The sequence below is a fragment of the Pseudomonas graminis genome, from assembly GCF_004364335.1.
GTDB classification, from domain to species: domain Bacteria; phylum Pseudomonadota; class Gammaproteobacteria; order Pseudomonadales; family Pseudomonadaceae; genus Aquipseudomonas; species Aquipseudomonas graminis_D.
Map to the genome: position 1 here is coordinate 304,419 of NZ_SOCR01000006.1, position 12,977 is coordinate 317,395.

Annotated in this window: 10 protein-coding genes; 7 read left to right on the top strand and 3 right to left on the bottom strand. The window is 60.6% G+C overall.

What is annotated here, in order from left to right; genetic code table 11:
- The first annotated feature begins 382 nt into the window (after positions 1–382).
- Together EC919_RS13515 and msrA are read left to right on the top strand one after the other, a co-directional pair.
- The gene (locus EC919_RS13515; protein ID WP_133774644.1) at positions 383–3,076 is read left to right on the top strand and encodes a putative bifunctional diguanylate cyclase/phosphodiesterase; all 2,694 of its coding nucleotides are present in this window, start codon (positions 383–385) and stop codon (positions 3,074–3,076) included.
- Between the two features lie 131 nt (positions 3,077–3,207).
- Positions 3,208–3,870 carry a peptide-methionine (S)-S-oxide reductase MsrA gene (gene msrA / locus EC919_RS13520; protein ID WP_133774646.1) on the top strand — a complete coding sequence of 221 codons (663 nt, stop codon included), beginning with the start codon at positions 3,208–3,210 and terminating at the stop codon, positions 3,868–3,870.
- A gap of 200 nt (positions 3,871–4,070) precedes the next feature.
- On the opposite strand, the gene EC919_RS13525 is transcribed toward msrA, so the two are convergent.
- Positions 4,071–4,910, bottom strand: a complete 840-nt coding sequence (locus EC919_RS13525; protein WP_133774648.1) for a 23S rRNA (adenine(2030)-N(6))-methyltransferase RlmJ — start codon at positions 4,908–4,910, stop codon at positions 4,071–4,073.
- A 331-nt stretch (positions 4,911–5,241) separates the two neighbouring features.
- Here EC919_RS13525 and EC919_RS13530 point away from each other — a divergent pair, with 331 nt between their 5' ends.
- Positions 5,242–5,508, top strand: a complete 267-nt coding sequence (locus EC919_RS13530) for a hypothetical protein (RefSeq protein ID WP_133774651.1) — start codon at positions 5,242–5,244, stop codon at positions 5,506–5,508.
- Positions 5,509–5,545: 37 nt separating this feature from the next.
- Here EC919_RS13530 and EC919_RS13535 read toward each other — a convergent pair whose 3' ends face one another.
- Positions 5,546–6,649, bottom strand: coding sequence for a GlxA family transcriptional regulator (locus EC919_RS13535; protein WP_074892165.1), 1,104 nt, complete (start codon positions 6,647–6,649; stop codon positions 5,546–5,548).
- A 459-nt stretch (positions 6,650–7,108) separates the two neighbouring features.
- Positions 7,109–8,485, bottom strand: coding sequence for an L-serine ammonia-lyase (locus EC919_RS13540; protein WP_133774653.1), 1,377 nt, complete (start codon positions 8,483–8,485; stop codon positions 7,109–7,111).
- 476 nt (positions 8,486–8,961) lie between these two features.
- On the opposite strand from EC919_RS13540, the gene EC919_RS13545 reads away from it, so the two are divergent.
- From EC919_RS13545 to betI, 4 genes are all read left to right on the top strand, one after another.
- Positions 8,962–9,909 carry a choline ABC transporter substrate-binding protein gene (locus EC919_RS13545; protein WP_133774655.1) on the top strand — a complete coding sequence of 316 codons (948 nt, stop codon included), beginning with the start codon at positions 8,962–8,964 and terminating at the stop codon, positions 9,907–9,909.
- Between the two features lie 64 nt (positions 9,910–9,973).
- A complete protein-coding gene (choW, locus tag EC919_RS13550) occupies positions 9,974–10,822 on the top strand; it encodes a choline ABC transporter permease subunit (protein ID WP_192131039.1) in 849 nt (282 codons plus the stop codon).
- Positions 10,819–12,000: a choline ABC transporter ATP-binding protein gene (gene choV, locus EC919_RS13555; protein WP_133774657.1), complete on the top strand. Its 1,182-nt coding sequence runs from the start codon at positions 10,819–10,821 to the stop codon at positions 11,998–12,000. The genes choW and choV overlap by 4 nt, the downstream gene beginning before the upstream one ends.
- Positions 12,001–12,326: 326 nt before the next feature.
- A complete protein-coding gene (gene betI / locus EC919_RS13560; RefSeq protein WP_133774659.1) occupies positions 12,327–12,920 on the top strand; it encodes a transcriptional regulator BetI in 594 nt (197 codons plus the stop codon).
- Positions 12,921–12,977: the final 57 nt, after the last annotated feature.

The window sequence follows — 12,977 nt, forward strand, 5'->3', positions numbered from 1 at the left end:
GGCGGGGCTTTTTTTGCCAGGTGAGAAGCGCGAGGCTCCGCACAAACTGTAGGAGCCGGCTTGCTGGCGAATGCGATGAAACGGAATCGAACATATCGGCTGACCCAATGCGTTCGTCCAGATGCGACCCAGACCAAGCGCGCGCCTACAGTATTCGGTCGAGCTGCCGATACCTGATCATGCACAAAAAACAGCCGCTTCACCCTCACCCCGACAATCCGATCAATTACCTCCAGTAAATCAACCGTCTGCCGACAGATTTATAGCACTAAGCCATCGCGCTGACTTGTCAGCCCGTTCGCCATGATGCAACCTTGCGGCACGCGACTTAAAGACGGGCTCCTTGCCCGTGCGCGACAGCACCCTGAAAGCGAGTTCCTTCATGAAAAGCCAACCTGATGCTGCCGGTAGACCGGCGGCCGAGGTCGTGACGCAATTACCGGTGCCCTCGCGGCTCGGCATGCTGCGTTTCGAGCGGCTGAATGAACCCAGCTGGGCCATGCTCTATCTGGATCCGAATTGCGAAAAGCAATTCAGCATGCCCGCCGTCGAACTCTGCGCGCTGGTGGGCACGCCTTACGCCAGCCTCATGGAGCCCGAAGCGCGCTATCAACTGCACGACGCCGTGCAGATGCAACTGGCGGGCGGCACTCATTACCTGATTCGCTACACCCTGCACACGACGCGCGGCCCGTTGGGTCTGGTGGAGATCGGTGAAGGGTACAAGCAACACAATCGGCACCTGCTGCGCGGCTACCTGATGGTAGTCGGTGAGCAGGTCGAACCCGGTGAACTGATCATCAGCCCCGATCTGGAAGTACAGAACTCGCGCCTGCAAATAGCGCTGGAACTCAATCAACGCGCCCAGCACGAACAGTTGCTGCACCTGGAGCGGGTCCGCGGGCAGCAAAGCCTGATTCTGCGCCTGGCGCGCCATCGCTACAGTTCGAACAATTCGCTGCAGGAAGCCGCTGAGCTGATCACCAAAAGCGCCTGCGAGATCTACGACATTTCCTGCGCCAGCCTGTGGAACCTCAACGGCAAGACCCTTGAGCCGATTGCCGAGTATCGCCGCGACACCAGCACGTTCCCCAAGGCCGGCCCGATCGACATCAGCGAATTCCCCAGCTACCTGGACGTCCTGCACACCAGCCGCGCCATCGACGTCAACGATGTCGAGCAGGATCCGCGTACGCGCGAGCTGGTTCAGCGACTGCGCACCCAGGACATCACCGCCATTCTTGACGCCGCCGTGCGCATTGATGGCCAAGTCGTCGGCGTGCTGTGCCTCGAGCAGACCGGGACGGCACGGGAATGGCAGTCCGATGAGATTGCCTTTGCCGGTGAGCTGGCCGATCAGTTTGCCCACGCCATCAACAACCACAACCGCCGCACCGCCACCAGCGCCCTGCATCTGTTTCAGCGTGCGGTGGAGCAGAGCGCCAATGCGTTTTTGCTGGTCAATCGCGACGGCGTGGTCGAGTACGTCAACCCGAGCTTCACCGAGATCACGCAGTACCCTGCCGATGAGGTTCATGGGCATCGCCTTTCAGAGCTGCCGGCGCTGGAAAATCTCAGCGCATTGCTGCTCGACGCGAATTCGAGCCTGGTCAGCGGAAACAGCTGGCAGGGCGAGTTCAAAAGCCGACGCAAAAATCTGGAACCGTACTGGGGCCAGCTGTCGATTTCCAAGGTCTACGGCGACAACCGCGAACTGACCCATTACATCGGCATCTACGAAGACATCACCCAGGCCAAGCTCTCCCAGCAGCGGATCGAGCGCCTGGCGTACACCGATAATCTGACCAGTCTGGGCAACCGTCCGGCGTTCATCCGAACCCTGGACGAGCACTTTGCCCGCGACGTCGCGACGCCGATCAGTCTTTTGCTGGTGGACATCGACAACTTCAAGCGCATCAACGACAGCCTGGGTCACCAGACCGGCGACAAGCTGCTGATCAGCCTCGCCCGCCGCCTGCGCAATAGCCTGAGCCCGACCGGCATTCTGGCGCGCTTTGCCAGTAACGAATTCGCTGTACTGCTCGACGACACCAGTCCCGAGGAAGGCCAACGGGTGGCCAGCCAGGTGCTAAGCACACTGGACAAGCCCATGTTCGTCGACAATCAGTTGATCAGCGTGACAGGCTCGGTGGGTTTGGCCTGCGCGCCGATCCATGGCCGCGATCCGCAGACGCTGATGAAGAACGCAGGCCTGGCGCTGCACAAGGCCAAGGCCAACGGCAAGCATCAGGTGCAGGTGTTCACCGAAGCGCTGAACGCCGAGGCGAGCTACAAGCTGTTCGTCGAGAACAACCTTCGCCGCGCGCTGACGCAGAACGAACTTGAAGTGTTCTACCAGCCCAAACTGTGCCTGCGCAGTGGACGTCTGCTGGGCATGGAAGCGCTGCTGCGCTGGAATCATCCGGAAAAAGGCATGATCCGCCCGGACCAGTTCATCAGCGTTGCCGAAGAAACCGGCCTGATCATCCCGATCGGCAAATGGGTCGCGCGCCAGTCCTGCCGCATGAGCAAGCAACTGACCGCTGCGGGCTACGGCAAGCTGCATGTGGCCATCAACGTGTCGCCGAAGCAGTTTTCCGATCCGGAGCTGGTCTCGTCGCTGGCCGGTATTCTGCGCGACGAACAGCTGGACCCATCGCTGCTGGAGCTGGAACTGACTGAAGGTCTGCTTCTGGAAGCGACCGAAGACACGCGCCTGCAACTCGAGTCGCTGAAGACCCTCGGCCTGACCCTGGCGATGGATGACTTCGGTACGGGCTATTCGTCGTTCAGTTACCTGAAGAAATTCCCCATCGACGTGATCAAGATCGACCGCAGCTTCATTCGGGACATTCCCGATGATCAGGACGACATGGAAATCACCTCGGCGGTCATCGCCATGGCCCACAACCTCAAGCTGACCGTGGTCGCCGAAGGCATCGAGACGGCGGCGCAGCTGGCCTTCCTGCGTCGCCACCGCTGCGATGTCGGTCAGGGCTATCTGTTCGACAAGCCGATTCCGGGCGAAGAGCTGATCGAGAAATTGCGCCGCTACCCGCGCGGTCCGCTCGCCTGAGCCCCCCTTCCCCGCATTACATCAGTGCGGCACACTTGTCGCCCTGCATTTGCATCAGCCGATTCTGACCCCATATACGGTTTTCACTGACAACGCATGTTGGTTGTCCTGCCCCAGAGAGGATGTGCCTCATGGTCTTGCGCTCGGAAATACTTGTGAATAAAAACGCTCTCCCTACCGCCCAGCAGGCACTGCCTGGGCGCGAAACACCCATGACTCTGCCAGAAACCCATTTCGTCAACGGCAGTCCTCTGCTCGGGCCGTTCTTCAATGACGTCGAGTTCGCCATTTTTGGCCTGGGTTGCTTCTGGGGGGCGGAACGTCGCTTCTGGCAGCAAGAGGGTGTGGTCAGCACCGTCGTGGGTTACGCGGGTGGATTCACGCCGAACCCGACGTACGAAGAAGTCTGCTCGGGCCTGACCGGCCACTCCGAAGTCGTCCTTGTGGTGTATGAGCCTGCGAAGGTCAGCTATGAAGCCCTGCTGGCGATGTTCTGGGAATTGCACAACCCGACACAGGGCATGCGTCAGGGCAACGACATCGGCACGCAATACCGCTCGGTGATCTACGCGACAACGCCTGAGCAACTGCAGGCAGCCAAGGCCAGCGCCGAGGTGTATCAAGCCGAACTGGGCAAAGCGGGTCTTGGGGAAATCACCACCGAGATCGACCAGGCGCCCACCGTGTACTTCGCCGAGGCGTATCACCAGCAATACCTGGCGAAGAATCCCCAAGGCTACTGCGGCATTGGCGGGACGGGCGTCTGCATGCCGCCGAGTCTGGCCGGTAACTAAGCAGCCCCACGGACCCACCGGGCGCTCTTCGCAGGACTGGCTTTAGCCGGAAGACGTCGTGTGTCACGCCGCAGAATTGAGGGTGTTGCACCTGGCCCCTTCCCGGCTGAAGCCGGTCCTACTGATCGATCGCGTTTCCCTTGTAGGACTGGATTTAGCCGGGAAGACGTGAGCCGTCACGCTGCAGAAACCCGGCGTAGTTATTCCGCAATCAACCAATCCATCTTCCAGTCACCCTGGGTCTGGCCGAGCTTCTTCGCCAGCCATGGCATCAATTCGCGCAGTTCTTCTTCCAGCCCCCATGGCGGATTGGCGATTGCCAGACCGGAGCCGTTAAGGCTGTTTGGCGTGTCCAGCGGATGCACGAACAACTCGACCCGCAGCAGCTTCGGCGCGCCGGTTTCGGCCAGGTCCTGATAGAAACGCTTGAGCGCGCGCGGGTCCTTGATCGGGTACCAGATGGCGGCGACGGTCTGGCGCATCCGCGCGATGGTTTCCTTGAGGGCGACGGAGCAGCGCTTCATCTCGTCGAGCTGCTCGAACGGCGGATCGATCAGCATCACCGCGCGCTTCTCGTGAACCGGCAACAAGGCGCGGGGCACGTGCCAGCCTTCGCCCAGGTGCACGGCGACACGGCGGTCGTATTTCATGTTGTCTTTGAGCAGCGCGCCGTCTTCGGGGTGCTTTTCGTTGAGCAGCACACGGTCCTGTTCGCGGGTCAGGCGGCGGGCCAGTTCAGGAGAGCCCGGGTAGTAACGCAGTTCGCCGGTCTTGCGGTTCATCTGACGGATTGCATCAAGGTAACCAGCCGCCATGTCAGGCACATCGTCGGCATCCCAGAGGCGGCCTATGCCTTCGATCCATTCGCCGGTGCGCGTGGCCTGATCGCCCTGCAAGTCATACAGGCCGATGCCCGCGTGGGTGTCGAGGTAAGCGAGTGGCTGCTCCTTGCGCGACATGAGCGCGATCAAGCGAGTCAGAACAATGTGTTTGAAAACGTCGGCGTGGTTGCCGGCGTGAAAGGCGTGACGGTAATTCATGGCGGCTCCTGGAAGGCTGCGGAGTTTATCAAAACAGCCGAAGTTGCGCAGACCGCTCATGCCCTGCCGACGGAGGGAGCCCAGACGACAGGCAAAAAAATCCCCGGTTAAGCCGTTACAAAACCGGGGTGAGGCATGTGCGCGGGCCAGAGGGTGACCAAACCGTAGTCTGCGCAATGTAAGTGGAGCGATTATGCCAAATGGACTAACCGGTTACATAGCCGAAAACGACACGGTTATACGCATGCCAGACATCCACCGAGACAGCCCTTGCCGAGCCGACACGCACAGCACCAGAATCGGATCAATCTCAATAAACGGAGCGCACGTCATGATGCACGCAGACCTCATCGACCAGGACGACCTGATCAGCCAACTCAGGGCGATCGGTCTCGACGTGCCTTCCGGTCTCAGCGCTGAACAGGCGTGCGCCCAGGCGGTGCGCGGACTGAATGACGATCGCGCCCGCGAACTGCGCAAGCTGGTGGAGAAACTGCTAAGCGGTAGCGCGACGATTCTGCCGGCCGTGCGCCAAGCGATTGATCAGCAGTTGTTGCCGGCGCTGGCCACTTACAAGCAAGGCCAGGCGCAGGCCTGAGCTAACCTTACGCGGTAATACGCTAGGGCAAGTCGCCCTACAACCGCACACTCGCAAACGTCGACTCATTACGCGCCTGGCTCAGCGCCGACAGCGGTCCGGACAACGGCGCGAGAACAAGCGACGGCGGGATCGGCAGCATCGCTACCTGCTGTGCGGTGTTGGAGCCGACGCGCTCGTCCCGTGGCGGGATGCCGAAGTATTCGCGGTAGCACTTGGAGAAGTGCGGCGTGGACACGAAGCCGCAGACCGAGGCCACTTCGATGATCGACATCGGGGTTTGCTTGAGCAACTGGCGGGCGCGGATCAGGCGCAGCTTGAGGTAGTAGCGCGATGGCGAGCAGTGCAGGTATTTCTGAAACAGCCTTTCCAGCTGACGGCGGGACACGGCGACATACACCGCAAGTTCGTCCAGATCGATCGGCTCCTCCAGATTGGCTTCCATCAGCGCGACGATTTCCTGCAGCTTCGGCTGATTGGTGCCGAGCATGTGCTTGAGCGGAACGCGCTGATGGTCCTGCTCGTTGCGGATGCGTTCGTAGACGAACATTTCCGAGATCGCGGCGGACAGTTCGCGGCCATGATCGCGGCTGATCAGGTGCAGCATCATGTCCAGCGGCGCGGTGCCGCCGGAGCTGGTGAAGCGGTTGCGGTCGAGGGTGAACAGGCGCGTGCTCATGGCAACGCGCGGGAAAGCTTCCTGCATCGCGGCCAGACATTCCCAGTGCACGCTGCAATCAAACCCGTCCAGCAAACCCGCGCAGGCCAGTGCCCAGCTGCCGGTGCACACCGCGCCCAGACGACGGGACTGGCGCGCCTGGCTCTGCAGCCAGCTGACGTGTTCACGGGTCACGGTGCGCTGAATGCCAACGCCACCGCAGACGATCACCGTGTCGAGTACCGGCGCTTTGTGCATGGCCGCGTCCGGGGTGATCTGCAGACCGTCGCTGGCCCAGACCTGGCCGCCATCCGCCGTCAGTGTGGTCCAGCGATACAGTTCGCGGCCTGACAGCTGGTTTGCCATACGCAGGGGCTCGACCGCTGACGCGAGGGAGATCAGTGTGAAGTTGTCCAGCAGCAGGAAGCCGATGGATTGGGGCGCACGGTTCTGGGGTTGAGCCCCGGAGTTGAACGTAGTCATCACACTTTCTCCTCACGCGTAAAACGGTTGAAGGCCTCGGCGGAGGCTTTCGTTGTATCGCCCTCATCTGTGGAGGGCTTATTCATTGCAACGCAATTGCCATGCCTAAAGTTGAATGAGCATTCAACTACTCCCGATTGCGACGTCGCGAAGCGTCTATTCGGGAGCGACATAACGATTCAAATCGCGACTCCGAGGAACGCTTAGCCGCAGATGCGGCGGGCGGGATGAGCAATTCCGTAGCACTTGTGTGAACCATCGGATAGGCGGGCGGGCGGGGAGTGTCACCCGACGCACGGGATGATCGGTGGCTGGCGTTAGGCTGCTGATTCAGATGGCATCGCGCCAGCTCAAGAGAGAGCACGCGCCAAAACGTAGCGGCCTCATTGGGCCGTGGGCGAAAAGCGAGCAGGCGGCTGCGTGCGTACCTGCTCTATTCCGGGACGGGCGTTTACCGACTCAACATTCGACGGCGCTGACCGCCAGCCCGCCGCGGGACGTCTCTTTGTATTTGTCGTGCATGTCGGCGCCGGTGTCGCGCATGGTGCGGATGACGCGGTCCAGCGAGATGAAGTGCTGGCCGTCGCCGCGCAGCGCCATTTGCGCGGCATTGATGGCTTTCACCGCAGCGATGGCATTGCGCTCGATGCATGGCACCTGAACCAGTCCGCCCACCGGATCGCAGGTCAGGCCCAGGTTATGTTCCAGACCGATTTCAGCCGCGTTGCACAGCTGCTCGGGCGTGGCACCCAGAATGTCCGCCAGCCCGGCCGCCGCCATGGCGCACGCCGAACCGACTTCGCCCTGACAGCCGACTTCGGCGCCGGATATCGATGCATTCTTTTTGCACAGAATGCCGATGGCCGCGGCGCCCAAGAGGTAATCGACCACGTTGGCTTCGCTGACCTCGTCGCTGAATTTGACGAAGTAATGCAGCACCGCCGGAATGATCCCCGCCGCGCCGTTGGTAGGCGCCGTGACCATGCGACCTCCTGCGGCGTTTTCTTCGTTGACCGCCAGCGCGAACAGGTTGACCCACTCCATTGCGCTCAACGTCGAGCCAATCACGTTCGGCTTGTTCAATTCCAGAAGGCTGCGATGCAACCGCGCTGCACGACGACGCACGTTCAGGCCGCCCGGCAAAATACCCTCATGCTTCAGGCCCAGCTCGACGCATTCCTGCATGGCACGCCACAGGTGCATGAGCCCGGCACGGATTTCGTCTTCGCTGCGCCAGACCTTCTCGTTTTCCATCATCAGTTGCGACACCCGCAGGCCATGGGTTTCACAGAGCCTCAGCAGTTCATCGGCGCTGGAGAAATCATAGGGCAGCACGGTCTCGTCGCGATCCAGCACGCCACTGGCGGCCTGGGCTTCATCGACGACAAAACCGCCGCCCACCGAGTAGTAAGTGTCGCGATGAAATTCGCCGTGCTCATTGAACGCGACCAGCGTCATGGCATTGGGATGGAACGGCAGGTTTTCGTCGATGAGCAACATGTCGCGCTGCCAGACGAAAGGGATCGGGTGATCACCGTTGAGCTTCAAGGTGTCGGTCTCACGCAGTTCGGCGATGCGCTGGCCGATCAGTGCAGGATCAATTGCATCGGGCCATTCGCCCATCAGGCCCATGATCACCGCGCTGTCGCTGCCATGGCCGACGCCGGTTGCCGACAGCGAGCCGTAGAGCCGTACTTCGAGGCGTTGCACCTGAGTCACTTGATCGCGTTCACGCAGCCCCTGAACGAACAATGCTGCCGCGCGCATGGGGCCGACGGTGTGTGAGCTGGAGGGGCCGATACCGATCTTGAACAGGTCGAACACGCTGATAGCCATTGACCGCAAACCTCCTAAAACAGGGCTCCCGGCGCGCCGCGCGGCCGGCGATGGAGCTGCTACGCTCAAGCAGCGATCCATCGAGATGGCGGCATCATCAGCCTTTTGTTTTGCAGGGCGGCGTCTCACACCGACTCACCCATGCCCACCAACGTCGCATCTGCCTTAACCGGTGCCTGAGCACGATCGGCTGCCGATTCCGGCACTTTTTGCCGTATCGTCACTCTGCTTTTGTCCCGGGAATCATTCGGCGAGCAGGGAAAAAACCTGTAAGCGACGTCACTGATACTGGATACGACGCCCTGTGTACTGGATACGACGCCCCCTGTAGGCGTTTGTTTTTCCCTGTTACATGATCGTTGTCGACTCAATCGCCAGACGTAGTGATGGAGCTGTTTTCCCAACTTGACTCGCCGACACCAGAAAACGCATCAGCTGCGGTTGATGCCGAGAAGAAAACACCAAAGGAGTCCAACATGAAAGGTTCACAAAGGCTGTTACTGGGCGTTGCGCTGAGTCTCCCTGTCCTGGCCCAGGCCGCAGAGCCTGCCGCTTGCCAGATGGTCAATTTTTCCGATGTGGGCTGGACCGACATCACGGCGACCACCGCCGTCACCAGCGTCGTGCTGCAGTCGTTGGGCTATAAAACCAAGACCACGATGATTTCCGTGCCGGTGACCTACAAGTCGCTGGCCGATGGCAAGAACATGGACATCTTCCTCGGCAACTGGATGCCGACCATGGAAAACGACATCAAGGCCTACCGCGACGCCGGCACCGTCGAAACCGTCCGCGCCAACCTTGAGAACGCCAAGTACACCCTCGCCGTTCCCCAGGCCCTCTACGACAAGGGGCTTCACGATTTCGCCGACATCGTCAAATTCAAGAAAGAACTCGACGGCAAAATCTACGGCATCGAGCCGGGCAACGACGGCAACCGCCTGATCCAGAGCATGATCGACAAGAACGCTTTCGGCTTGAAAGACGCAGGCTTCAAAGTCGTCGAATCGAGCGAAGCGGGCATGCTGTCCCAGGTCGACCGCGCCTCGCGACGCAACACCGACGTGGTGTTTCTGGGCTGGGAACCGCACCCGATGAACACCCGGTTCAAAATCAAATACCTCACCGGCGGCGACGACTTCTTCGGCCCTGACTTCGGCAAAGCCACCGTCTACACCAACGTGCGCAAGGGCTACACCACCGAGTGCAGCAACGTCGGCCAGTTGCTGAAGAATCTGTCCTTCACCCTGCCGATGGAAAGCGCGCTGATGGGCAACATCCTCGACGACAAGATGAAGCCTGAAGTCGCCGCCAAGGCGTGGCTGAAAACCAACCCTCAAGTGCTCGATACCTGGCTGGCGGGTGTCACCACCGTGGACGGAAAACCTGGCCTGGAAGCCGCAAAAGCCGAGCTGACGAAGTAACTCGACAGGCAGGCGGGTACGCCCGCCTGTTGTCCTCTTTTCATCCCGCACGCGGACAACCGACATCATGCTGACTGATCATAAAATCCCCCTGGGCGAGTACATCGCCGGCTTCGTCGAATGGCTGACGCAGCACGGCGCCAGCACCTTCGACGCCATCGCTTCGTCACTGGAAACCATGATTCACGGCCTGACCGGCGGGCTGACCTGGTTCAATCCCTTTGTGCTGATCGGCCTGGTTGCCCTGCTCGCCCACTTCATTCAGCGCAAATGGGGCCTGACCGCCTTTGTGATCATTTCCTTTCTGCTGATTCTCAATCTGGGGTACTGGCAGGAAACCATGGAGACCCTGGCCCAGGTGCTGTTCGCCACGGCGGTCTGTGTCGTGATCGGCGTGCCGCTGGGCATCATTGCCGCGCACAAACCGATGTTTTACACCTGCATGCGACCTGTTCTCGACCTGATGCAGACGGTGCCTACTTTCGTTTACCTGATCCCGACCCTGACCCTGTTCGGTCTCGGCGTGGTACCGGGCCTGATTTCAACGGTGGTGTTTGCGATCGCTGCGCCGATCCGCCTGACGTATCTGGGCATCTGTGATGTCCCGCAAGAACTCCTCGACGCCGGCAAAGCCTTCGGCTGCTCGCGCCGGCAACTGCTCTCCCGCATCGAACTGCCCCATGCCATGCCGAGCATCGCGGCCGGCATCACCCAGTGCATCATGCTGTCGCTGTCGATGGTGGTGATCGCCGCGCTGGTGGGCGCGGATGGCTTGGGCAAACCTGTGGTCAACGCACTGAACACTGCTGATATCGCTCTGGGCTTCGAAGCGGGCCTGGCGATCGTATTGCTGGCGATCATGCTCGACCGGATCTGCAAACAACCGGACGCCAAAGTGAGGACCGACGCATGAGCATCATCAAATTCGATCAGGTTGACGTCGTCTTCTCCAAAGACCCGCGTGAGGCACTCAAGCTCTTGGACCAAGGCCTTACGCGGGCAGAAATCCTCAAGAAAACCGGCCAGATCGTCGGCGTCGAAAAAGCCACGCTGGAGATCAACAAAGGCGAGATCTGCGTACTGATGGGGCTGTCCGGCTCGGGTAAATCCAGCCTGCTGCGCTGCATCAACGGCCTGAACACGGTCAGCCGCGGCTCGCTGTTCGTCGAGCACGAAGGCCAGCAGATCAACATCGCTGCCTGCACGCCTGCCGAGCTGAAGATGATGCGCACCAAGCGCATCGCCATGGTGTTCCAGAAGTTTGCGCTGATGCCCTGGCTGACGGTGCGCGAGAACATCAGCTTTGGTCTGGAAATGCAGGGCCGTCCCGAGAAAGAGCGGCGCGCACTGGTGGACGAAAAGCTGGAGCTGGTCGGCCTGACCCAATGGCGCAACAAGAAGCCCGACGAGCTTTCGGGCGGCATGCAGCAGCGTGTCGGCCTGGCCCGGGCGCTGGCGATGGATGCTGACATTCTGCTGATGGACGAGCCGTTTTCGGCCCTCGATCCGCTGATTCGTCAGGGCCTGCAGGATGAGTTGCTGGCGCTGCAGAAGAAGCTGAACAAGACGATCGTCTTCGTGAGTCACGACCTGGACGAAGCGCTCAAGCTCGGCACCCGCATCGCGATCATGAAGGACGGCCGGATCATTCAGTACAGCGTGCCGGAAGAGATCGTGCTCAATCCCGCCGACGAATACGTGCGTACATTCGTCGCCCACACCAATCCGCTCAACGTGCTGTGCGGCCGTAGCCTGATGCGCCCGATCACCCAATGCACGCGCATCAACGGTTCTCAGGTCTGCCTGGACCCGAGCGACGACACGTGGATTGATCTCTCTGAAGGCAACGCCATCACCGGCGCCCACCAGCATGGCGCAGCGCTTGACCTGCAAAGCTGGGAGCCTGGCCAGTCGGTCGAAACCCTCGGGCGTAAACCGACAGTCGTCCACTCCGACATCGGCATGCGCGACGCCCTGCAGATCCGTTATCACACCGGCAACAAGCTGGTGCTGCAGGAGAACAACCAACTGGTCGGCATCCTCGGTGACAGCGAGCTGTATCACGCATTGCTGGGCAAGAATCACGGCTGAGACAGCGCCCGATATACGCGTTCGCCAGCAAGCCGGCTCCTACGGATTCGCGTCGACCCTACATCGCGCGAACGAACAACCCACTGTAGGAGTGAGCTTGCTCGCGATGGCTTCGGCAGCTTCATCATCTGCGTCGTTTGATGCGCCGCAATCGCGAGCAAGCTCACTCCTACATGTCTTCGATTTCGCGCGTTTATACGGGGGCATTGCACGCCTTCTCCGCGCGCCTGCAACTTTTTGTTGATTGAACGTTCAATTAAAAAGCTTTACAGTGAACGTCGTTTACAGCCACTCACGATCATCCGCTACATCAAGGAGTCCCACAGATGCCCAAGGTCGGTATGCAACCCATTCGGCGTCAGCAGTTGATCCAGGCCACCCTGACGGCGGTCGATCAGGTCGGGATGGGCGATGCGAGCATTGCGCTGATCGCCAAACTGGCGGGGGTCTCCAACGGCATCATCAGCCACTACTTTCAGGACAAGAACGGCCTGATCGCAGCGACGATGCGCCATCTGATGAATGCGCTGATCGCCAGCGTCGCCGAGCGGCGCCGGGCATTGAACGACGACAGCCCGCGGGCTCACCTGAAAGTGATCATCGAAGGCAACTTCGATTCCAGCCAGGTCAACGGTCCGGCGATGAAAACCTGGCTCGCCTTCTGGGCAACCAGCATGCATTCGCCCTCATTGCACAGGCTCCAGCGGATCAACGATCACCGCCTGTATTCCAACCTCTGCTGCCAGTTCCGTCGCGCATTGCCGTTGGACGAAGCACGCAGCGCAGCCCGGGGGCTGGCGGCATTGATCGACGGCCTATGGCTGCGCGGCGCGCTTTCGGGCGACGCCTTCGACACCCAACAAGCGCAACGGATCGCCTACGAGTACATGGACTTTCAACTGGCAAAAGCGCCGAGCTGAAGCAGCCGGCACCACGACCAAGGCAGCGCACGGCGCACTCGGTCGTCACCCACCCAG